This window comes from Aquimarina muelleri DSM 19832, from assembly GCF_000430665.1.
Taxonomy (GTDB): domain Bacteria; phylum Bacteroidota; class Bacteroidia; order Flavobacteriales; family Flavobacteriaceae; genus Aquimarina; species Aquimarina muelleri.
The window spans coordinates 14,779-39,361 of sequence record NZ_AUML01000026.1 but is presented as its reverse complement, the minus strand read 5'-3'; the positions used below and the strand labels follow the sequence as shown (position 1 = coordinate 39,361).

Genomic DNA, 24,583 nt, shown 5'->3' with positions numbered 1-24,583 from the left:
TAACAGAAGTTTAATTTTTATTTTAAATTATATAGGTTATTTATTTTGAAGATTTTGACTACGGTTATTTCTCTTTCCATCCCCAAGGTATATCCGAATTTTCTATTGGTTTTGTAAGATCCATAACCACTTTAAATATTCGTTGTGTTCCTATTCGTTGTAAATTATATGAGAATGTTTTATCGTCTATAGTTATCCACCAAACATTAGTAGAAGCAGATGGTATCCTTATTTTTGTTTCTTCGTCTGCTGGAAAAATTTGTATATTTTTTTGCCCAGAATTAGTTGAGACACCACCATATTGGGTAATTTCATCCTCAGAACCATCTTTATGCCTATGGTCGTGTTTTAAACTTATACGGTTATCTTTATACGTTAGCACCCAAGTTCTAGATTTATCATCCCCAACAAAAAATGGTATTTTAATGGTGCTTTCATTGCAATATTTTACGTTCATTACTAAACGTTTTTCTCCAAATTGTTTATCATTAACGGGTAATTCCAGCTTACCTTCATAAGATTTTCCACATAAATTTTGTAAAGAGTTCCAAAACTGTTTTGCTTCACTCTCTGTTTGAGAAAAAGAAAATGTAACGTTTCCTAATAGGAATATAAGTAAGTAGATATTTTTCATAGGGACTAAATATATACTGTTTTTTATAATTATCTCTTATTTGTAATAAAAAAAGACCGTTCAAAACGGTCTTTTTTATAAATAGTAGGTTATTGTTCATGGCTTTTTTATACTTCTTAATCTCCTGCTAGTAAAACATAAGTGTCACTTAATGGGGATATACTGTATTCTTTTACGTTTTTTCTATTCTCTAAATATTTATCTGCTTCTTTAAAAGCTGTTTCTAAAGCACTTAGGTTAGAGTTTTTACTAACTACTATGGTTTTAGAAATAATATTACCATTAGCATATTCAATTGTCATTTTCCATTTTTTAATGGAGTGAACATTTCTCTTTTGTACTGTATTCACTTCTTCTTTTTTCTTTTCTGTCTTTTTCTTTTCATCAAAAGATACAGGTTCTGTTTTAAAAGTAGCAGCACTTCCAAAAAACACAAAAAATACTACTGTTGCAAATAAAAGTTTCATAGTGGATGATTTGATTTTGTATGGATCGAATATACAAACATATTTTTAATAATCAAATATATTTTTAATAAAAATTTATTTTAATAATCAAATATTATATGTATGTTTGTTTTATGGTAAATAAGAAACTAAAAAGGCTCCTTAAAAAAAGTAAAGGAGCAAAAACGGTATATGGTATATCTAAGGTTCTTGGAGTTAGTCCTCAGGCAGGAGATTATGTAGTAAAGCGAAAAGATTTGGTAAAAGATTTTGAGAGACTACAAAAAATTGCAGATTATATGGGTGTAGAAATAAGAGATATTATTGATTTGAAAGACAAATAATTTCTTTGGTAGTATAAAAGATTTAGGAGTAGATTAATCTATTACAGTTTTTTTAATAAAAAAACTATTTGAAATTTTATTTCTTATGGTAACCTAAACAAACACTAATGATACGCCTTTTATATACTTATTAGGCGGTAATTTGAATTACTATGAATAGGCGAAGTCAAGAGAATCAATATTTTTGATTTTCTTGACTTCGCCTATTTATAGATAGTAAGTATTATAAAGACCTAAATTTATTTTGTTATAATAAATCTTTTAATTTGTACCTGTTTACCATTATCTACTTCTAACATGTACATTCCATTAGGTAAGTGTCCTACATTAATATTATCTTCAGATAATTTGTCCTGTAAAACTACTTGACCTAAATAATTAACAATTTTGAACGATGTATTACTTTTCATTTTCGTTTTTACAAATAGCACACCTTGATGAACAGGGTTTGGATATAATATTAAATCATTGAAATCTTGGCTCAGAGATAGTTCGTTTATTTTAGATACAGAAGCTGTATTGATATTAACGGTGTAATCTTCTACCTCACCATACGTAAATGTATCACAAGCTCCTGCTGCTGTACTATATTTCATAGATACTCTCATCCTGGTATTACCTGATAATGCAGTAGAAGGAACATCAAAATTAAAAGATTGATTATCGCTGCTATTCGATAAATTAGATACTATTTGTTCTGTAGTTTCAAAAACTCCATTTTGATTATAATCTATCCAAACACTCCAATACTCTCTGTATGCAGTATTTGCAAAACCTGCGCTTACAATAATTGTATTTGTTCCATATCCAATAGTACCCACTAAGCTGGTAAAATCACCGTAGCCAGCATTAGCAGCTGTAGAATTTGTGATACCACCTATCTCTACATAATCTATGTATTCATAAGATACATTGGTACCTTTAGAAGTACAATAATTTACAGAAGTATTCGTGGTTGTAGCACTTATTGTATTACTAGAAGCAGAGATATTTCCAGCAGCATCTTTAGCTTTAACCGAAAAAGAATATGTTGTATTTGGGCTTAATCCAGTAACAGTATAACTGGTTGTTGTTACAGTACTTAATAAAGTAGTTGCTTGGTATATATCATAACCAGATACCCCAATATTATCTGTAGAGGCGCTCCAAGAAAGATCTATGCTTGTTGCAGTTATAGCATTGGTTATTAGATTAGCAGGTACTGAAGGAGCTTCGGTATCTACATCAGAAGATTGTATTTTAATATTATCTATTGCCATATCACTTCTATAACTTGATCCTGTAGTCCCTTTAAACTGTAATTGGATAGTAGTTCCTGCATATGTAGTAAGATCTATACTTGCCTGATTCCATATATTTCCTAGATCTCCAGTCTTTGTCCATAACGAAGTATAATTAACTCCATTATTAGTACTTACTAATACTTCTATAGTTCCCATATTTGCCCCATACATATGATAACCAAATTGTAAAGATATACCTGAAAGAGAAGTTAAATCCATACATGGGCTATTAAGAAGTGCTATTTTATTTGGACTTCCTGGTGGTGTAACATTAGTTGAAGCCTCTGTAAACAGATAAAAAGAACCATCTTGCCCTGTCGCAGGCCCTGTTGTGCCAGAAGGGGTTCCTCCAGAGTCTCTGGTCCAATCGATATCATCTCCTGTTGCGTTAGTCCAAAGTCCCATACCTGATTCAAAACTTTCTGTATATGGAAAACTACTTATACCTGTACATACCTGAGGATCTGCAGTGGTAAAGTTTACTGAAGAACTGTAAGGAGAGCTTGCCCCACTTGCACAATTACTTCTTACCTGAGTTTCATAAGCTGTAGAAGCAAGTAACCCTGTAATATTAATTGTATTTGTTGCTGAAGATACCGTAGTCCAACTTGTACTTCCTATAATACGATATCGTATATCATAAGTAGCTGCAGAATTAGAGTTCCATTGTATAGTTGCGGTTGTTGCTTCAATACTAGATGCAACAAGTCCAGAGGGAGAAACTCCTGCTACTGGAATAAGTTGTACATTTTTAATTACAGCTGTATAATCTGCTATAGCAACCCCGGTTAAAGTAACAGATTCGTAGCACTCTGCTTCATAAAGAATATTATAAGTACCTGCTTTAATAGGTCTGTAGTAATCTCCTTCTGGTAACTCTGTAGGAGTCCATGAGTCATAACTCTCTCGCCCAACTACTGTTACTTTAGCTTGTATTGGCTGGTTGGTTACCGCATCGGTTACTACACCTCGTATACCATAGTTTATCTGTTTTAAAAAAGTTAGTAAAGCTTCTCTGTTATAATTCCAATAGTTTACTAATTGGTTAGCAGGAGGAGTTTTGGCATTCGATAACTCTACGGTAACCTCTTTTCCTTTTTGATTGTATATTTGATAATCTTGTCTTCCTCCCTGTACTTCATACCATGCATAACCATTAGTAATTCCGTTATTTTGCGCAGTAAAGTACCCTGAAGGACTATTTGCTTGGCAAAGATCTCTATATTCTTTAGATATATGTAAAAAATAATCTTCATCGGGATGCGCTCCTGCATAAGTATCCCACGGATAATTAATTAATTCTGTTCCTCCATGAAAATTAGCGGATAAAACAAAATGTTTAGAATTTGCAAAATTCATAAAGGCAATGGTTTCTGTTTGGTAAGAATTACCATCTGGATGTACTCCATCATCTGGATCTGGATAATTTCTATTTAAATCCACATTATTAGCATTACCTCTGGTAGCATTGGCTACAGAAGTGTTATTGGGACTATTTCGAAAAGTGCCATCTGGGTTTGCCAAAGGGTTAATCCATACTTCGTTGTTATCTAAAAGGTTTTTAATTTCGGTATGTTTTGGGTGGCTAGTATCTTTATAAGCACCTAATAAATAGTCTATAAGATTAAGCATCATAGGATACCCAGCTATTTCATCCCCATGCATAGAGGAGGTATACATAACTCTTGGTTCTTGCTCATTAAGATTTGCATTATCTGATAATTTCACAAACAATAAGGATTTGTCTCCTTCTCCTGTTGCGCCAATATTTTCAATCTTACATAAAGATGGATTATTTGTTGCAAAATCATTCATCATAGATACATAATCTGTATATGTAGGATACGCTGTAAGAGGAAAAGTAGCTGCTTTATTACCCAAATCAGAAGTCATTGTCCTATACCCTACTATATTATCTTCTGAAGAAAGGGTAAAAGTTTTTTCTTTTTCTAAAAAAGATGTAAACTGAGCCGTATTGGCCATTACCTTTACTATATTATTTTTTTTATCAAAGTTTACAATGGCAAGTTCTTTGGTAATAGAACTTAGTTCTGATTTGTTTTCTATCGTAAAACTAAAGATAACTTCCCCCTTTAATTGAAGGTATTCCTTGGCGAGTTCTTTATTGCTTTTTTGTGCAAAAAGAGATATGCTTATAGTGCATAGCACTAATAGCATTAGCATTGTGTATTTTTTCATTGGTTTTAAGAGTAATTTAAATTGAGTTAGTATTTCGGTTTTAAATTTATTTGTGTTAAATATGGTTAAATTATTGAATATAAAGGTACTAAATTTGAAGGTAGTATATTCTAGTGTTTAAGAAGGAGGTTTACGCCTTCCTCGAGGTTATGATTTTAATACACTAAAAAAATTTAGAATTAACTTTTGTATTTATGGGTAGACGATATTTTGTAAACGGAAGTTTTAATAATTTTAGAATAGTAGTATTAGAATTTACTTCTGGGTATGTATCTACTCCATATACTAAATCTTGATTAGGTAATTTAGAATAGGTTCTAAAAATCCTATCCCAAATAGAAAAAATATTACCGTAATTAGTATCTGTATATGGTAACATGTGATGATGATGCACTTTATGCATATCTGGAGAAACTATTATCCAGCTAATTACACGATCTACTTGTTTGGGTAAGGAAATATTAGCATGGTTAAATTGCGATAAGATAACCGATAAAGATTGATATAACATTATTATATCTATTGGAGTTCCTACAATAAACACAGCTAGCGTTGTAAAAATAAATCTGATAAAACTTTCTCCAGGATGATGTCTATTTGCTGTTGTAGTATCTACATAGTTATCGGTATGATGTATTAAGTGAAACATCCATAACCGTTTTATTTTATGTTGTGCATAATGTGCTAACCAAGCTCCTATTAAATCTAATAAAGCAACTCCTAGCAATATAGTAGCCCATAATGGAAGAGATAACCATTGTAAAACTCCAAAAGAATTAGCTATGGTCCAATCACTGGTTTGAAATAATATGAATGCTAAAACAAAATTAATAATTATGGTTGTTACTGTAAAAAAAATATTTGGTATGGCATGCTTAAACTTTTTATAACTAAATCCAAATAAAGGAGTAGCATACTCGATACACCAAAAAAAAGCAATACCTCCTATTAAAATTATACTACGATGAGAAGAGGGAATTGTTTCGAAATAATATAGTATGCTTTCCATTTCTCCAAAGTGTTTTATTTTTTAATAATTGATACTCGTTTTATATTTGTGTATCCAGTAAAGAATGAATATACAAAAAATAAAATTTTTAATATCAAAAACACTTAAAATCACATATAGATCAAATCCATTGACAGGGTGCTACTTATCTTAATACATTACAAAAATTAATTTTTAAAAACAGAAAGACTTCACAGGTTTGTTGAAACCTGTGAAGTCTATAAAATTAAAATTTTAATAAAAAGTAGTATCTAAAAAATCAAGTAAGTCCTAAATATTGTTCTAAAATAATTATTGGTTACCTAAAATTAATGGCATTCCATCTTTACTAGAACCAATAACTACTACTTTCGCATTAGGTGATTTAGCTAATTGTAATGTAGCTTCGATACCTTTTTCTTTAAGTATTTTGTCTGTTAATGAAGCACTTAAGATAATATTAGCAGCTGCTTTACCTTCTGCATCAATCCGTTGTCTTTCTGCTTCTTTGGTAGCTTTTTCTATTCTAAATTCATATTCTAAAGACTCTTGTTCTTGTCTTAATTTACGCTCTATTGCTTCCTTAATTGTAGTAGGAAGTGTTACATCCCGAACTAAAATTTCATTAAGTTGAATATGTTCATGCTTAACTATTTTTTGTGTTTCTTCAAAAATTTCTTTTTGAATTGCATCTCTTTTACTAGAGTATAATTGTTCTGGTGTATATCTTCCTACCACACTACGTGCTGCAGATCGTATGGTTGGTAATAATACTCTAGCCACATAATTTTCTCCTTTTTGCTGATGCAATAATCCTAATTTACTATAATCTGGCTGAAACCATGCAGATGCGTCTAATTTAATTTCTAATCCATTAGAAGAAAGAACTTGCATTTTTTCAAATACTTCTTGTTGTCTTACTTCATAAACAATTACTTTATTCCATGGAGCAATCAAATGAAATCCTTCTCCTAATGGTGCTTCATCAATTACTACACCTCCTCCAAAAGTTTTATATAATACTCCAGCTTCTCCCGAACCTATAGTAAGTGTTGATTTAGTAATAAAAACAATTCCTATAACAATAAGAATTAATATAGGTAATCCTATTTTTGGTAATTTTTCCATAATAATTTTTGAGTTTTTAATTTTAAATAAGTCCGTTATACTTTCGCACAAACCATTCTATAGTAAGTAATAAAATAAGTAGTATTAAGAGATATTTCCAATCTAATAAAGATACTACATTTTCCTTATTTTTCTGGATGGCTTGATATCTTTTATCTTCGAGAAGTTCCTTAATTACTGCATCTTTTTGATTTAAATAATATACTTTCCCTTTTGTATTAGTGGCAACGTGTTTTAATTTTGTTACATCTGCATTAAGAAATTGTTGTTCTACATTGTATTCAAGAATTTTAAAATCTCCTGAACGTGTTATGTTTTCCCCTAATACAGTGACAGTATATTCATAATTTCCTGCTTTTAGATTGCTTAAGTCTACATCGTACGTATTGTTTTTTAACAACATAGGTATTGTTTGAGAGGCTTCAGTTTCTTTGTTTTTAAGAGTTATTCTTAAACTACCTCTTCTGTCAAACTCATAATTTTTAGTAAAATATTCTGCTTTTATTGCAATATTAGCATTACCATAATAAAAAGATTCTGCTATTGTATTTAATCTACTTTTTCTTTTATTGGATGCAAGATATTGTACTAATTTGCCGAAAAACTCATCAAACTCATTAAATCCTTGAGTATCTAAATAATTTTGAGCTCTCCACCTCCATAGTCCTTCACCAAATAAGACTGCTTCTCTTATACCATTTTGTTCTATAGTAGTTAATAAGACTTCATCTGTTTCTATATTACCTATAGTTTTATATAATATAGGGTCGTGGCTTGTATTTAACCTTGTCTCACCAAAGGTACCTAATAAAGGAGGGTAATTATTAAAGCCTATATCCTCTAAAAGAAATGCTCCATAGTTGTTATTAAATTTAGGTAGATAATGTTCCGTTTGTCTTGTTATTTCTTGAGTATATTTATTTTGTATTTTATTAAGAAAAACCCAATCTGTTTTTGGTCCGGTAATCGTGAAGTGATTCTTTTTCTGCGCATTAAGATCTTCATACACCTGTCTATATCTTGTATTTGGTTGATACAATACAATTAACTGATAATCATTAAAATCTTTCTTTTCATTGGGTTTAATAATCGTAACACTACGTCTTTCATTACTTTCTATGCTTTTCTTTATTGCACCTAAATCTGGATGAACAATATCACTAATTAATAGAACATTAGTTTTTTGGTCTATTACTTCGACTGCAAAAGTTTTTGTATTATTTATAGTGTTTTTTTCAGTATCTAAAGGGGTCAATATAGCCATATATTGATTAACTCCGACACTATTTGCAGGTAATGTAACGTTAATTATATTAGATTTTTTTTGTTCAGAAAATAAAACTTGTTGTGAAAAAACAATATTAGTTCCTGATTTTATTTGAAATATAGTATTGATATCCTCTTTACCAGAGTAGGTAAGAATAGTCTCTACTGGTAATTTATTTTTTAGATATGCATATCTGTTTACATTCAATTGTTCTATTTTAGTATCTAATATAGATATGGTGTCGCCTACTATAACAGGGTATACAGATTGCTTGTATTTACTACTACCAAACTGATAATCTTTACCATATGTCTGATTACCATCAGTAATCATTAATATTGGAGCTGTGGTATTTTTATAAATTTGATCTAGTTCGTCTAATGCTTTTGAAATATTAGTTTGTGTTTTATCAAAAGTAAGAGATATTGAATCCTTTAATTTATCAGAAAAGGTATAATATACGATATTAAATCTATCGTTTAATTTTTCATTTTTCCTGATTTGGCTTGTGATGTTCTTAACGTTCTGATCTTTATTTAAATATTTTATAGAAGAAGAATTATCAATTGCAACAACAAGAGTTGGTTTCTCTATATAATACGTATTTTGTTTAAATGCAGGGTTAATTATTAATAATAGTAATGTAAAAAGACTTAAAAATCGTAAAAGCGCAAGAAACAAGATGTTTTTTTTCTTGTTTCTTGCCTTATATACATACTGAAACAGAGCTATAGTAAGTGCAATTACTACAGCTGCGATAATCAGTAAAATTGTTTGTGTTTGCATATTTTAAAGCTAGAAGCCGAAAGATTGAAAATTACATATAGCTATAATGAAATATATAAGTTCTTACCGATACTCCTTACTTTTTTAGTTTATGTTAGCATTCCTCCATCAACATTAAGCACCTGACCAGTAATATAAGCACTTAAATCACTTGCTAAGAATAAACATGTATTGGCTATATCTTCTGGTGTACCTCCTCTTTTCAAAGGAATTGCATTTCGCCATCCTTCTACTACTTTTTCATCTAGTTTCTCTGTCATTTCTGTTTCGATAAAACCAGGAGCAACCACGTTACTTCTAATATTTCTAGACCCTAATTCTAGGGCTACAGATTTTGAAAACCCAATAATTCCAGATTTTGAAGCAGCATAGTTTGCTTGACCAGCATTACCTTTTACCCCAACAACAGAGCTCATATTAATTATACTACCTTTTCGTTGTTTAAGCATTGTTTTTTGAACAGCTTTAGTCATATTAAATACGCTTTTCAAGTTTACTTCGATTACTTTATCAAAGTCTTCCTCACTCATACGCATTAAAAGATTATCTTTTGTAATACCTGCATTGTTAACTAATATATCAATGCTACCAAATGTTTTCAATACATCTTGAGCTAATTCTTGAGCTTGTTCATAGTTTGCGGCATTACTCTGGTATCCTTTAGCTTTAATCCCTAGAGTATTTAATTCTTTTTCTAATTTTTCAGCTGCCTCAACAGATGAACTATATGTAAAAGCTATATTAGCTCCGTTTTTCGCAAAAACTTCTGCTATCCCTTTGCCAATACCACGAGTAGCTCCTGTGATAATAGCAGTTTTACCTTGTAAAAGATTCATTCTTTATATTTCTATTTTTGTATGTATATACTGTTATAATTTGTGTTATAAATGTAAATTCAAATATAAGAATTACAAATAGGTCATCAACAATAAACCCTATGATTTCTCACAGGGTTTATAAAAAAATGATAATTTATATAATCTTATAATTTTATATCTTCATTTTTCTTTTCATAATTAAAAAGATAATCGATATCCATTTCTTTAACTTCTCCTAACTTAGATAATGCTTTTATGTCTACTTCTTTCTTATTCCCAATTACAAGAACATTGTATGTTTCTCCTTTTATATTTTGATCAAAAAAGGACTTAAGATCGGATAAGGTCATGTTCTTGATAGTTTCATACATTTCTTTTCTATTATCATTTTCAATACCTCTTTTCTTTAAACCTTCATAAGTCCAAAAGATATTAGATTTCGTGATACGTTGTGCTGCAATTTTCTTTAAGGTAGCTTCTTTAGCTGCATTAAACTGCTCTTCTGCCTCTGGCATATTTGTCATTAGATCCATCATAGCATCTACTGCTTGAGGCATTTTATTTGCTTGTGTACCTATGTATGCATAAATATAATTAGAATCTCCTTTTTCTTGTGCTGTACTATAGGCAGAAAAAGCTGAATATGCTAATGATTTTGATTCTCTTATTTCTTGAAATACTATAGAAGATAAACCACTCCCAAAATAGGTGTTAAATAGCCTTGAAGCAGCCATTTTATTAGGATCAAATTCTGCTCCTTTTGCCAAAAATATCATTTCACTCTGTACCATGTCATAATCTACAAAATACACATTTCCTCCTGTTTCTTTTTCTATGTATTTTGTTTTTTCTGGATAGTCTAATAGTTCACCTTTTATTTTATGATTTTTATTAATAGAAGCTACCGCGGCATCTACATTTTTTCCATAATAAAATATACGTTGTTTAAAGTCACGTAGTTGTTTAATTTTATCTACTAATTCTTTAGGATTGATATCTTGTAATTCTCCTATAGTATATATGTTACGCAAAGGAGAGTTATCTCCATACATTCCGTAATTCATTAATCCACTCCACAAAATATTTCCTTTTTGTAGTTTACTATTCTGGCGTCCTTTTGCTATTTGATCTACATATTTAGCATAAGTTTCTTGGTTAGGGACTGCGTTACTCCATAAATGCTCTAATAGTGCTAAACCAGCATCGAGGTTTTCTTTTAATCCCGAAATACCTACATAAGTTTTATCTGAACCAGTATTAACACTGTAATTAATACCTAATTTATAAAATTCTTTCTTTAATTCTTCTGGTGTGTATTTATCTGTTCCTAAATAATCTAAATATCCAGCAGCTAAGGAAGCTTTACGATCGTGATCCTGCCCCATATCAAAAATAATATTAAGGTCAAACAAATCATTATTAGGGTTATCGATATACGATACTTGTAAACCACTATCTGTTTTAGTCTCTTTAATCGCAGATTTATAATCTATAAACTTAGGTTTTAAAGCAGGTGCTTCTATTTTTTTAAAGTCCTGAACAAATTTAGATTCTTTATCTCTATTTAATTCGACAGGAGTAATCCCTGGGTTTTCTACTTTACTAATATTCTTGTCTTCTCCTTTACGTTTATATACTACAACGTAGTTATCTTTATAAAAAGAATTTGCAAAATCAACTAATTCTTGTTTTGATATCTTTTTAAGTTCATCCAAATATGCTACTTTATCTTTCCAATCTTGATGGTGAATAAAAGCATTATAATATGCAGAAGCTAATGCCGTATTATTCTCATATTGTCTAGTTTGATTAAGTTTTAGATCATTAATAACAGCAGACATCATCCAATCTTCAAACTCACCTTTTTTCAGTTTATCTATTTGCGATAATAGTAGATCTTTTACTTCATCTAATGTTTGATTTGCTTTTGGAGATCCATAAAATTGATGATATCCATAATCATTTAAAAATGTTGGAGAACAACCTGCACTTTGAACTGCTTGTTTTTGATTTAAGTTTAAATCGATTAAACCTGCATTACCATTAGCTAATAGCATATCTGCAAGCGTAAGCATTTTTTCTTCTTTTGTTCCTATTGCATCGGTTCTAAATGCTAAAGAAACAGATTCTGCTGTTGGTCCAAAAACTTCTTTTACAATCGGGCTAGTTATTGGATTTTCTTTTGGCAATGTAGGATGAACTACTTCTTTTTTCTCAAACTGACCAAAGGTATTATTTACTTTTTGTATTGTTTCATCAAAATCTAGGTCACCTACTAATACCATTGCAATATTGTTAGGTACATAATATTTATCAAAATAATTATGTATTGCTACCATCGATGGGTTCTTAAGGTGCTCTGATGTTCCTATTGTTTTTTGTTGTCCATAAGGATGATTAGGAAATAATCCTTCTAACATTGCTGCATAAGCTTTACGACCATCGTTGTCTTGCCCTCTATTAAACTCTTCATAAACAGCTTCCAATTCAGTATGAAACAGGCGTAATACTAATTGACTAAAACGCTCGCTTTCTACTTTTAACCATTTATCCAACTCATTTGTTGGTATTTTATTTTTATAAACAGTTTCTTCAAACCAAGTATGTGCATTTGTACCTTCAGCTCCAAGAGAACTAATCATTTTATCATACTCATTGGATATAGAGATTTTAGAAGCTTCTTGTGAAACTTCATCGATCTTTTTATAGATTTCTTTCTTTTTATCAGGATCGGATTCTCCTTTATGCTGCTCATACAGATCGGATATCTGCTTTAACAAAACATTTTCTTTCTCAAAATCCTGAGTACCTATCTCATCTGTTCCTTTAAAAACCATATGTTCTAAATAGTGAGCAAGCCCTGTAGCTTCTTTAGGATCATAATTTGAACCTGCTCGAACCGCTATATATGTTTGTATTTTTGGTTCTTCTTCGTTTTTCGCCAAATACACCTTTAGTCCATTTTCTAAAGTATATAAACGTAAACCTGTTGGATCATTAGTTACTGTCTCATACTTAAAACCTGAAGCATCCGTATGTTTTTCGACTTTAATTTCTTGTGAAACATTCGTCTCTGAGGTTGATTTTTTACAATTACTAAGACAAGTAATTATACAAAACAATAAAACCGACTTAATTAATTTCATATATTATTTTTAATATTTTTGGTGACTCTAACACCTTGAGTTAGTTATTATGAGTTAGTATCCTATTATTTGTACTATAATACGGGGAGTAATTATTAATATTACAGTTTTTAAGTTTTTTTTAACAAGAAAATACTTAAAAATATAAAACCTCTTGAAAATTAATCAAGAGGTTCTGGAAAATATTATAAAAATATTTTTTTATCCTAATAGTACTTCTGCTACTTTTTTACCAATTTCTGCGGGTGAATCTACCACGTGGATTCCACATTCTCGCATAATTGCTTTTTTTGCTGCAGCTGTATCTTCACTACCTCCAACAATTGCTCCTGCATGTCCCATAGTACGTCCAGCAGGTGCTGTTTCTCCAGCAATAAAACCTACAATTGGTTTAGATGTTCCACTTTCTTTAATCCATTTTGCTGCATCCGCTTCTAATTGACCACCTATTTCTCCTATCATTACAACACATTTTGTTTCTGGATCATTTACTAATAATTCTACTGCTTCTTTTGTAGTAGTACCAATAATTGGATCACCACCAATTCCTATGGCAGTTGTAATTCCTAATCCTTGTTTTACAACTTGATCTGCTGCTTCATAAGTTAATGTACCTGATTTTGATACAATACCTACATTTCCTTTTTTAAATACAAACCCAGGCATTATACCAACTTTAGCTTCTCCTGGAGTTATAATCCCTGGACAATTAGGTCCAATAAGTCTACAATCTTTATTTTTAATATAATCTGAAGCTGTAATCATATCAGCAACAGGAATACCTTCTGTTATAGTAATAATAACTTTTATTCCTGCATCAGCAGCTTCCATAATTGCATCAGCAGCAAAAGCGGGTGGTACAAAAATAATTGTAGTATCTGCTCCAACTTCTTTAACTGCATCTTCTACAGTATTAAAAACAGGTCTATCCAGATGTGTTTGTCCTCCTTTTCCGGGAGTAACTCCACCAACAACATTTGTACCATATTCTATCATCTGACCTGCATGAAAGGTACCTTCACTACCTGTAAACCCTTGTACGATAATCTTTGAATCTTTATTAACTAAAACACTCATTGCGTTATGATTTTTTTATTTTTTAAAAGAGTTTCAAAAGTAAGCTTTTGAAAACTATAGTTAAAGTGAAAAATAAAAAATTTTATTATTATTTTTCTATTTCTGCAATAACAGAATTTCTACTGCCAAATAACAGTTTTTAAGATATTATATATAATTATTAATCTCCCTCATCTTACCAAAGTGTGCTATAAGATAAAAGTATAAAAAGATTGTACTATAATCTTTTTACAATATCACTCATTCTTTTTAAATTTTTCTATTAAATCTGGGATTTGTCTTATAGAAGCTATCTCTTTATACTTTTTTCTAAAGTCATCTGCAGGTGTTCCGAAATAACTTTTGTTAGCTTCTAAAGATTTACTAACTCCTGATTGTGCAGAAATAATAGCTTTCGCACCTATTTTGATAGCACTAGTTACACCTACCTGTCCCCAAATAGTAACTTCATCTTCAATAATAACACAACCTGCAATACCTACTTGAGAGGCTATCAAACATTTTTTACCAATTACTGTATCATGACCTATATGTACTTGATTGTCTATTTTAGTCCCTTCCTTTATTATAGTATCTCCTGTAACACCTTTATCTATAGTACATGACGCCCCTATATCTACATTGTTTTCTATTACTACTCGACCTCCAGAAAGTAATTGATCAAATCCTTCTGGTCGTTTTTTATAATAAAAGGCATCTGTTCCCAAGACTGTTCCGGAGTGTATGGTTACATTATTACCTATAATGGTATGATCGTAAATACTAACATTGGCATGAATTTTACAGTCATTGCCAATAGTTACATTATTACCTATAAACACACCTGGTTGTATAATAGTGTTATTACCTATTTGAGAGGTTTCTGAAATTAAAGAACTAGCTTTCTCAAAAGGTTTAAAATACTTGGTAAGTTTATTAAAATCCCGAAAAGGATCATCGGAAATAAGCAATGCTTTTCCTTTTGGGCAATCTACTTTTTTATTGATCAAAATTATCGTTGCAGCACTTTCTAATGCTTTATCATAATACTTAGGATGATCTACAAAAACAATATCTCCAGAAGAAACTACATGAATCTCATTCATACCAAGTACTGGAAAATCAGAGTCTCCTATATATTCTGAAGAAATAATAGTGGCAATTTGTTGTAAAGTATGTGCCTGAGGAAATTTCATTTTCTAAAAATTAAAGAAATATATTAAGATTATTCTTTTATTCTTTCTTTATATGTTCCTTTTTCTGTTTCTATTTTAATTTTATCTCCTTCATTTATAAAAAGAGGCACCATTACTTCTGCTCCAGTCTCAACCGTTGCAGGTTTAGTTGCATTAGTAGCAGTATTTCCTTTAACACCAGGTTCTGTAGCAGTTACTTCCAAAATTACACTTGCAGGCATTTCTACAGAAAGTGGCATTTGATCTTCTGAGTTGATGATGACAGTTACTACTTCTCCTTCTTTTAAAAGACCAGGAGCATCTAAAGTAGATTTTTGTAATGTAATCTGATTATAATCTTCTGTATTCATAAAATGAAAGGTATCCCCTTCTGCATATAAATATTGAAACTTATGAGTTTCTACACGTACATCATCAATTTTATGTCCTGCTGAAAATGTATTATCAATAACTTTACCCGAAGTAACACTTTTTAGTTTTGTCCGTACAAAAGCAGGACCTTTACCAGGTTTTACATGTAAAAACTCTATAACTTTAAAAATATCGTGATTATATTTGATACACAATCCGTTTCTGATATCACTAGTACTTGCCATTACTGTTATTCTTTAAATAATTATTGTTTTTTAAAAACTTGAAGGTCTATTAATTAGAAAAATATCCTTTCATTATTCCTCGTTGAGAGTTTTTAATAAATTCTAAAACTTCATCTCGTTCTGGAGTAGCTTCCATCTCTGCTTCAATAATTGCTACTGCCTGAGAGTTATTATAATTTTGTTGATACAAAATTCTATATATATTCTGTACCTCTCTTATTTTTTCTGTAGTAAATCCTCTTCGGCGTAAGCCGATAGAGTTTATTCCTACATAAGATAATGGTTCTCGAGCAGCTTTAACAAAAGGAGGTACATCTTTACGGACTAAAGATCCACCTGTTACAAATGCATGGTTACCGATACTACAAAATTGTTGTACTGCTGCCATGCCTGCTAAAACTACATAATCTCCTACATTAATATGGCCAGCCAATGTGCTATTATTAGAAAATATACAATTATCTCCAACAATACAATCATGAGCTATATGACAGTATGCCATGATCCAGCAATTTTTGCCTATTTTTGTTTTCATTCTATCAGTAGTCCCTCTATTAATGGTAACACACTCTCGAATGGTAGTATTATCTCCTATTTCGGTAATTGTGTCTTCATCATTAAATTTTTTATCCTGGGGGGTAGCAGAAATAACAGCACCTGGAAAAATGTTACAATTTTTCCCTATACGTGCCCCTTCCATAATAGTTACATTAGAACCAATCCAAGTTCCTTCTCCTATTACTACATTGTTATGTATTGTTGTAAAGGGTTCTATTACAACGTTTTTTGCAATCTTTGCTCCTGGATGAACGTATGCTAAAGGTTGATTCATCTATTTTATCTATTATTTTGATTTTACAATTTGTGCCATAAGCTCTGCTTCGGTTACTAACTTACCATTAGCATAAGCAAAAGCCTGCATATGACAAATACCGCGACGAATAGGCGTTATCAATTCTAACTTAAATATTAAAGTATCTCCTGGTAGTACTTGTTGTTTAAACTTTACTTTATCTATTTTCATAAAATAGGTAAGGTAGTTTTCTGGGTCTGGAACTGTACTTAACGCTAGTATTCCTCCTGTTTGTGCCATTGCTTCTACTTGTAATACCCCAGGCATTACAGGTGCTCCAGGAAAATGCCCTACAAAAAATGGTTCATTCATAGTAACATTCTTAAGCCCGACAACATGCTTATCAGACATTTCTAAAATCCTATCTATCAATAAAAAAGGTGGTCGATGCGGAAGCATGGCCATAATTTTATTAATGTCCATCAATGGTTCTTTAAAAAGATCAAATTGAGGTACTTTATTTCGCTTTTCTATCTTTATAATTTTAGAAAGTTTCTTAGCAAACTGTGTGTTTACATAGTGACCTGGCTTATTTGCTATAATTTTACCTCTAATTCTTGTTCCTACTAATGCTAAATCCCCAATTACATCTAATAATTTATGTCGAGCGGCTTCATTTGGGTAATGTAGAGTCAAATTATCTAAAATTCCGTTAGGTTTTATTGCTATCGATTCTTTTCCAAAGGCAACCTTTAACTTCTCCATAGTACTAGAACTAAGTTCTTTATCTACATATACGATAGCGTTATTAAGATCTCCTCCTTTAATTAAACCATGTTCTAATAACATTTCTAATTCATGCAAAAAACTAAAAGTTCGTGCATTTGCTATTTCTTTTTTAAAATCAGAAAGATGTTTTAATGATGCATTTTGGGTTCCTAAAACTTTGGTTCCAAAATCTACCATCGCAGTTACTTGATACTCATCTGATGGCATAACAATTATTTCGCTACCAGATTCTTCATCTAGATAAGAAATAACATCTTTTACAATATACTCTTCTCTTTCTGCCTCTTGCTCTACAATACCTGCTTGCTCCAGTGCTTCAATAAAGAATTTACTAGAACCATCCATTATAGGAGGTTCAGATGCATTTAGCTCTATAAAAAGATTATCGATTTCCAGACCGACACAAGCAGCAAGAACATGTTCTGAAGTCTGAATACTAACTCCATTTTTTTCTAAATTTGTTCCTCGTTGTGTATTTACTACATAATTAGCATCTGCCTCAATAATAGGGTTACCCTCAAGGTCTATTCTGCAAAATGCATATCCATGATTTTCTGGAGCTGGTTTAAAAGTTAATGTTACTTCTTTTCCAGTATGTAAACCTACCCCTGTAAGTTTAATTTCCTTGTTAATCGTTCTTTGCTTGCTCACGACAACGTTACTCATTATTCTTTGTCTTTTTCTCTAGTTTATAAATTCTATCTACTATCTTAGAAAGATTTTTGAAATGCACATAGGACTTATTGAAGTCAGAATATCCTAATGCAGGAGATCCTTGTATGGCCTCTCCATCTTTTATATTTCTTCCTATTCCTGATTGTGCTTGAATTCTTACATTATTACCTATGATAAGATGTCCTGCAATACCAACTTGGCCACCAATTAGGCAATGTTTTCCTATTTTGGTAGATCCTGCTATTCCTGTCTGCGCAGCAATTGCAGTATGTTCTCCTATTTCTACATTATGAGCAATTTGTATCTGATTATCTAATTTAACTCCTTTATGTATTATAGTCGATCCTAATGTAGCTCTATCTATTGTAGTACCTGCACCAACATCTACGTTATCTTCAATTACTACATTACCTGTTTGTGGTACTTTAGTATATTCTCCATTTTCATTAGGTGTAAATCCAAAACCATCAGCTCCTACTATAGCACCACTATGTATTACACAATTATTTCCTATACTAGTTTCTGAATATATCTTGGCTCCTGCAAAAACAACAACATTGTTTCCTATAACAACATTATCTCCTATATATACATTTGGAAAAATTTTCGCATTTTCTCCTATAACAACATTTTCTCCTATGTATGAGAATGCTCCAAAATAAATATTTTCACCAAAAGAAGCTGTTTTAGAAATAAAACTAGGTTGTTCTATCCCAGATTTATTCATCTTTACCATATTGTAATACTCTAATAATTGAGAAAAAGCTTTATAAGCATCCTCAACTCGTATAAGAGTAGACTTTATTTCGGATTCTGCCTCAAAAGTTTTATTTACAATTGTAATAGATGCATCTGTAGAATAGATGTATTGAGTATATTTAGGGTTTGACAAAAAGGTTAATGAACCTTGGGTTCCTTCCTCTATTTTAGCTAGCTTGGATACTTCAACGGTTTCATCACCTTCAATTTCTCCGTTTAAAATACCCGCAATTTGTGTGGCTGTAAAAATCATTCTAGCAAAAGTATAAAAAATGTATTAATGTTTGTACTTTGGATAGCACATAAAATATTTGATTACTGGTTTCGAAAGAGCTTCTAAATTAAACTGATCTGTAGCTTTAACGATATCTACTATCTTTTTTGATTTATATAAAACATTTATATTCTGTTTATTAAGATGATAGGCTTGGTTAGAAATAGATCCTTCAAAAATAAAATAACGGGCTTCTTCATCAGAGATTTCATATTTTTCTTTAATTTTTTTTAAATGATTTTCTTTTTTATTACTAAGAAAAGGCTTGTTTTTTACTTTTATTTTTAATAAATCTCTATCAATTATCATTGAGGATAACTTACGTAAAACAAAATCATTGGCGTTAGACCATTCTTTCATAGCCGAAATAATATCATAATCATCTAGCTTAGAAAAAGTCTCTAAAACTGCAGGTGTAAAGTTTTCTGAAGTAATTTTATTTTTCAAGAAAAAAGATAAGGCCTTACTTGCATTTAACTCTTCTCCTTTTTCTACTAATTCTTTAGCTCTTTGTAATACTCGTATTAATAAATTTTCTGCTACAATACTTGTTTTATGCAAATAAACTTGCCAATACATTAAACGTCTGGCTAATAAAAAATTTTCTACAGAATATATTCCTTTTTCTTCCACAACCAAAGCGTCATCTACCACAGTAAGCATTGTAATCAATCGTTCACTATTTACATTACCTTCTGCAACTCCTGTATAAAAGCTATCTCTCTTTAAGTAATCTAACCTATCCATATCCAATTGTCCAGAGATCAATTGATGTAAAAAATCACGATGATAGTCTCCTTTAAAAATTTGAATAGAAAGCGTTAAACTACCGTTAAATTCTTCATTAATTTTCTCCATCAACCGCAAAGAAATAGATTCATGATTTACTTCGTTTACAATACTATGTTCCATTGCATGCGAAAAAGGTCCATGACCAATATCATGTAACAATATAGCTACATAAAGGGCTTCTTCTTCTTCTTCTGAAATATTAATTCCTTTAAAACGAAGCACTCTTACTGCTTTTTGCATAAGGTGCATACAACCTAATGCATGATGAAACCGAGTGTGATGCGCTCCTGGATAAACCAAATACGAAAGTCCCATCTGGGATATCCGGCGAAGCCTTTGAAAATATTTATGCTCTATAAGATCAAAAATTAGTTCATTCGGAATCGTAATAAAACCGTAAATTGGATCGTTTAGTATTTTAAGTTTATTTCTTTTTTTCAAGTTCATTTTATCTTTGCTGGGACAAATATACATATATGCATAGCATATAAGGCATTTCAAAATGAAATTTAAACTAAAGAAGTTTATGTTTATCGAACAAAAAAATCCTATTTTGGGAGTAATATATAATTAAATTCAAAAATTTGATGAATAAAATAAAGATACTATGGGTAGATGATGAAATTGATTTACTTAAGCCACATATATTATTTCTAGAAAAAAAGAACTACGAAGTAACTAAATGTCAAAGTGGTACCGAAGCTCTAGAAATTTTGGAAGACACCAATTTTGATATTATTTTTCTAGATGAAAATATGCCTGGTCTTTCGGGGATTGAAACATTATCAGAAATTAAAGAAAAAAAAGATAGTATTCCTGTAGTAATGATTACTAAAAGTGAAGAGGAATATATAATGGAAGAAGCTATTGGCAGCAAAATTGCGGATTATCTTATAAAACCAGTTAATCCAAATCAAATACTACTAAGTTTAAAAAAGAATCTGGATAATTCGCGATTGGTTTCTGAAAAAACTACTTCAAATTATCAACAAGAATTTAGAAAAATAGCTATGGATATGGCTATGGTAAATAACTATGAAGAGTGGTCTGAATTATATCAAAAATTAATATACTGGGAAATTCAATTAGAAGGTATTGAAGATACTGGAATGTTTGAAATTTTGGAATCACAAAAAGTAGAAGCCAATACCCAATTCTTTAAATTCGTAGATAAAAATTATCCAGATTGGTTTGATGGTAAAGTAAAGGCTCCTGTTATGTCTCATACTTTATTTAAAGAAAAAGTGGTTCCAGAAATTAGTAAAAAACAACCAACGCTTTTGGTAGTAATAGATAATTTAAGGTATGATCAATGGAAAGCTTTTGAACCAATAGTGAATAATTACTATAAAAAGGAACAAGAAAGCACATACTGTAGTATTTTACCTACTGCAACGCAATATGCAAGAAATTCTATTTTTTCTGGCCTTATGCCTTCAGAAATGAAAAAAAGACATCCTGATCTTTGGTTAGATGATACAGATGAAGGAGGTAAAAATATGAATGAGAATGATTTTCTTATTGCACAATTAAAAAGATTAGGACTAGACATAAAGCACGAATATTATAAAATCACAAATGAAAGAGCTGGGAAAACTTTAGCAGCTAACTTTAAAGGATTAAAAGATAATGACTTAACTGTTGTGGTATATAATTTTGTAGATATGCTTTCACACAGTAAAACTGAAATGGAAGTTATTAAAGAACTAGCATCTAATGATAAGTCCTATAGATCCTTAACACAAAGTTGGTTTAAAAACTCTCCTTTGTTAGATATGATCCAACAAGCACAACAATTAGGCTTTAAATTGCTGATTACTACTGATCACGGAACCATTAACGTTAAAAACCCTTCTAAAGTAATTGGAGATAAAAATACCAGTTTAAACTTAAGATATAAAACAGGAAAAAGCCTTACTTATGAGAAAAAGGAAGTTTTAGAAGCTACAGATCCAAAAGCTATTTGTTTACCGTCCATAAATATGAGTAGTTCGTTTATATTTGCAAAAGGAGACTATTTCTTTGCATATCCTAACAATTATAATCACTATGTAAGTTATTATAGAAACACGTATCAACATGGAGGGGTATCCTTAGAAGAAATGATAATACCATTTGTGGTATTAAACCCTAGATAATTAATAACATTTACATAAACTCTCTAATAAGAGATTAAAAACTAAATCTACTTTTATATAAAAATGACCTTAGAATATACGCTAAAGGATCTTCCTGGTATAGCAGATAAAATTATATCAAATATCCATGATAAAATCATACTCTTTGATGCAGAAATGGGAGTTGGAAAAACTACATTGATAAAAGAAATCTGTAAACATCTTGGAGTGAAAAACACTATCTCCAGTCCTACATATTCTCTTGTAAATGAATATGAATGTAAGGGTGGAATTATTTATCATTTTGATTTTTATAGATTACAAGAAGAAGAAGAAGCATATCATATCGGTTTTGAAGAGTATTTAGATTCTGGAGCTTGGATATTTATAGAGTGGCCAGATAAAGTTTATAAATTACTTCCTGACAATGTAATTACAATTAATATTAAGGCATTGAATGACCAAAAGCGGGTACTTTCTTTTTGAACTTTCATTGAGAGTTTTAATCCATTAAGACTTACCTTAGAAAACAAAATATTTTTTTTTAGAAGTATCTCTGGTAAACTTATTTATGCTTTTTGTTCAAATTACAAAAAGCATAAATAAGCTTGATTATTAAAAAACTAACACCAAATAAACATTCCTATTTGTTTTCTTGGCTTTTTTATTCGTAATTTGAGATATAGAATTTCACACAAATGAGTAGTACATCTAGATCTCCTTTTACAAAAGAGCAACTGTTGCCGCAGGAAGAAATGATTGAAGTCGCCCGAAGAAAAGGAAAGCTTTTTATTGGAATCCCAAAAGAAACACATTATCAAGAAAAACGAGTGTGTCTTACTCCTGATGCTGTTGCAGCACTTACAGCTCATGGACATAGAGTTTTGTTAGAAACTAATGCAGGTACTGGTGCTAGCTTTACAGATCAGGATTATAGTGAAGCTGGTGCTGAAATCACTAATGACAAAAGTAAAGTCTTTGGATGCCCTATTATACTTAAAGTCGAACCACCATCTAAGGAAGAATTAGATCATATTAATCCGCAAACGGTATTAATTTCTGCTTTACAGCTTAAAACGCAATCTAAAGAATATTTTCAGGAACTTGCAAAAAAAAGAATTACAGCCTTAGGGTTTGAATTTATTAGGGACTCTGATGGTGCATATCCAGCTGTAAGGGCTTTAAGTGAAATAGCAGGAACCGCATCTGTATTAATAGCTTCAGAATTAATGAGTAGTGTAACTACTTCTGGTTCTGGACTAATGATGGGAAATATTAGTGGCGTACCTCCTGTAGAAGTTGTAATAGTAGGAGCTGGTACTGTTGGTGAATTTGCAGCAAGATCTGCTATAGGATTAGGGGCAAATGTAAAAGTATTTGATAATTCTATTACCAAACTTCGTACTATACAAACAAATATTGGCAGACCATTATCTACCTCTACAATACAACCAAAAAATCTTCTTAAAGCATTACGTCGTTGTGATGTGGTTATTGGTGCTGTTAGAGGAGAAAATCGTGCACCCATTATTATTACAGAAACCATGGTAGAACGAATGAAACCAGGTGCTGTTGTTATAGATGTTAGTATTGATATGGGCGGATGTTTTGAAACTAGTGAAGTCACTACACATGATCATCCAACTTTCGAAAAACATGGTGTTTTACATTATTGTGTGCCCAATATACCCTCTAGGTATGCTAGAACCTCTTCGCTTTCTATAAGTAATATATTCACTCCCTACATACTACAAATTGGCGAAGAAGGAGGTATAGAAAATGCTGTACGTTTTGACCGAGGTCTTAAAAATGGTTTATATTTTTATCGCGGTATTTTAACCAGTAGACCTATTGCCGATTGGTTTGATCTTTCGTACAGAGATATCAATTTATTGATTCTATAATACATATCTATATTCAATTTTAAGAGCAATGAAAATATCTTACGAACTACCAAATTAGTATACAAAAACTTAAAAACTACTACAGTCTAAATCTGGTATACTCATAAACTTTACTTATTTTTGGCGTCGTAATATTGTATTTAATTTATGAAATTAGCACATCGATTATTTTATTATTTAGGAGGATTTGCGATAGGACTTATTCTTTTATTTTTCTTTTTAGGAGGAAAAAAAGCTTCTTGTGATTATAGCCCGTCTGCCAGAGTTCTTAAAAATATAAAAATAAAGAATAAAGAATATTCTGAGCAAGTGTTAGCAAATATGCAAACCTATAAGATAGATACCTCTGATATTTCAGAAATTTTAAAAAATGGTGATGTTGATTTTTCTAATAGTAATACTAAACTAGATTCTTGTAAGATTTACTATATTGAAGGTTATAGCAAGGATAAAAATATTAATATGCTTATAGAAAACTGTGATTCTGTAGCTAAAATTAATGTTTTGAATATCATTAAAGAATAATGTTACTTAAACATATTACTTACTATAATTTCATTTTATAAACCCAGTAAGTATTGCTTTCTAAATCT

At 30.8% G+C, this 24,583-nt stretch carries 20 protein-coding genes; 5 read left to right on the top strand and 15 right to left on the bottom strand.

The window, feature by feature from the left end:
• Positions 1-64: 64 nt before the first annotated feature.
• The gene (locus H527_RS0111395) at positions 65-634 is read right to left on the bottom strand and encodes a hypothetical protein (protein ID WP_027412841.1); all 570 of its coding nucleotides are present in this window, start codon (positions 632-634) and stop codon (positions 65-67) included.
• Between the two features lie 116 nt (positions 635-750).
• The gene (locus tag H527_RS0111390) at positions 751-1,101 is read right to left on the bottom strand and encodes a hypothetical protein (RefSeq protein ID WP_027412840.1); all 351 of its coding nucleotides are present in this window, start codon (positions 1,099-1,101) and stop codon (positions 751-753) included.
• A gap of 113 nt (positions 1,102-1,214) precedes the next feature.
• On the opposite strand from H527_RS0111390, the gene H527_RS0111385 reads away from it, so the two are divergent.
• Complete coding sequence (locus tag H527_RS0111385; protein ID WP_155837872.1) at positions 1,215-1,424, top strand: hypothetical protein; 210 nt, start codon at positions 1,215-1,217, stop codon at positions 1,422-1,424.
• A 239-nt stretch (positions 1,425-1,663) separates the two neighbouring features.
• Here H527_RS0111385 and H527_RS23145 read toward each other — a convergent pair whose 3' ends face one another.
• The 13 genes from H527_RS23145 to H527_RS0111320 form a co-directional block, all read right to left on the bottom strand.
• A complete protein-coding gene (locus H527_RS23145; RefSeq protein WP_081414597.1) occupies positions 1,664-4,906 on the bottom strand; it encodes a M14 family zinc carboxypeptidase in 3,243 nt (1,080 codons plus the stop codon).
• A gap of 163 nt (positions 4,907-5,069) precedes the next feature.
• Complete coding sequence (locus H527_RS0111375; protein ID WP_027412837.1) at positions 5,070-5,915, bottom strand: sterol desaturase family protein; 846 nt, start codon at positions 5,913-5,915, stop codon at positions 5,070-5,072.
• Between the two features lie 291 nt (positions 5,916-6,206).
• Positions 6,207-7,022: a prohibitin family protein gene (locus H527_RS0111370; protein WP_027412836.1), complete on the bottom strand. Its 816-nt coding sequence runs from the start codon at positions 7,020-7,022 to the stop codon at positions 6,207-6,209.
• 22 nt (positions 7,023-7,044) lie between these two features.
• Positions 7,045-9,075 carry a vWA domain-containing protein gene (locus H527_RS0111365; RefSeq protein WP_027412835.1) on the bottom strand — a complete coding sequence of 677 codons (2,031 nt, stop codon included), beginning with the start codon at positions 9,073-9,075 and terminating at the stop codon, positions 7,045-7,047.
• Positions 9,076-9,164: 89 nt separating this feature from the next.
• A complete protein-coding gene (gene fabG / locus H527_RS0111360; protein ID WP_027412834.1) occupies positions 9,165-9,911 on the bottom strand; it encodes a 3-oxoacyl-[acyl-carrier-protein] reductase in 747 nt (248 codons plus the stop codon).
• A gap of 146 nt (positions 9,912-10,057) precedes the next feature.
• The gene (locus H527_RS0111355; protein ID WP_027412833.1) at positions 10,058-13,039 is read right to left on the bottom strand and encodes a M16 family metallopeptidase; all 2,982 of its coding nucleotides are present in this window, start codon (positions 13,037-13,039) and stop codon (positions 10,058-10,060) included.
• A 201-nt stretch (positions 13,040-13,240) separates the two neighbouring features.
• Positions 13,241-14,116, bottom strand: coding sequence for a succinate--CoA ligase subunit alpha (gene sucD, locus H527_RS0111350; RefSeq protein ID WP_027412832.1), 876 nt, complete (start codon positions 14,114-14,116; stop codon positions 13,241-13,243).
• 236 nt (positions 14,117-14,352) lie between these two features.
• Positions 14,353-15,291, bottom strand: coding sequence for a UDP-3-O-(3-hydroxymyristoyl)glucosamine N-acyltransferase (locus tag H527_RS0111345; RefSeq protein ID WP_027412831.1), 939 nt, complete (start codon positions 15,289-15,291; stop codon positions 14,353-14,355).
• 29 nt (positions 15,292-15,320) lie between these two features.
• Complete coding sequence (efp, locus tag H527_RS0111340; RefSeq protein WP_027412830.1) at positions 15,321-15,887, bottom strand: elongation factor P; 567 nt, start codon at positions 15,885-15,887, stop codon at positions 15,321-15,323.
• 49 nt (positions 15,888-15,936) lie between these two features.
• A complete protein-coding gene (gene lpxA, locus H527_RS0111335; RefSeq protein WP_027412829.1) occupies positions 15,937-16,719 on the bottom strand; it encodes an acyl-ACP--UDP-N-acetylglucosamine O-acyltransferase in 783 nt (260 codons plus the stop codon).
• A 12-nt stretch (positions 16,720-16,731) separates the two neighbouring features.
• Complete coding sequence (locus H527_RS0111330) at positions 16,732-18,135, bottom strand: bifunctional UDP-3-O-[3-hydroxymyristoyl] N-acetylglucosamine deacetylase/3-hydroxyacyl-ACP dehydratase (protein ID WP_027412828.1); 1,404 nt, start codon at positions 18,133-18,135, stop codon at positions 16,732-16,734.
• Positions 18,128-19,156, bottom strand: a complete 1,029-nt coding sequence (gene lpxD, locus H527_RS0111325) for a UDP-3-O-(3-hydroxymyristoyl)glucosamine N-acyltransferase (RefSeq protein WP_027412827.1) — start codon at positions 19,154-19,156, stop codon at positions 18,128-18,130. The genes H527_RS0111330 and lpxD overlap by 8 nt, the downstream gene beginning before the upstream one ends.
• Positions 19,157-19,180: 24 nt before the next feature.
• The gene (locus tag H527_RS0111320; protein ID WP_027412826.1) at positions 19,181-20,410 is read right to left on the bottom strand and encodes an HD domain-containing protein; all 1,230 of its coding nucleotides are present in this window, start codon (positions 20,408-20,410) and stop codon (positions 19,181-19,183) included.
• A gap of 146 nt (positions 20,411-20,556) precedes the next feature.
• Between H527_RS0111320 and porX the strand changes: the two genes are divergently transcribed.
• From porX to H527_RS0111300, 4 genes are all read left to right on the top strand, one after another.
• Positions 20,557-22,107, top strand: coding sequence for a T9SS response regulator signal transducer PorX (porX, locus tag H527_RS0111315; protein WP_027412825.1), 1,551 nt, complete (start codon positions 20,557-20,559; stop codon positions 22,105-22,107).
• 63 nt (positions 22,108-22,170) lie between these two features.
• On the top strand, positions 22,171-22,572 hold the full coding sequence (gene tsaE / locus H527_RS0111310; protein WP_027412824.1) for a tRNA (adenosine(37)-N6)-threonylcarbamoyltransferase complex ATPase subunit type 1 TsaE: 402 nt from the start codon (positions 22,171-22,173) through the stop codon (positions 22,570-22,572).
• A gap of 212 nt (positions 22,573-22,784) precedes the next feature.
• Positions 22,785-23,990 (top strand): alanine dehydrogenase, encoded by a 1,206-nt coding sequence (locus tag H527_RS0111305; RefSeq protein WP_027412823.1) that lies wholly within the window; start codon positions 22,785-22,787, stop codon positions 23,988-23,990.
• 147 nt (positions 23,991-24,137) lie between these two features.
• Positions 24,138-24,515 (top strand): DUF4258 domain-containing protein, encoded by a 378-nt coding sequence (locus H527_RS0111300; protein ID WP_027412822.1) that lies wholly within the window; start codon positions 24,138-24,140, stop codon positions 24,513-24,515.
• Positions 24,516-24,583: the final 68 nt, after the last annotated feature.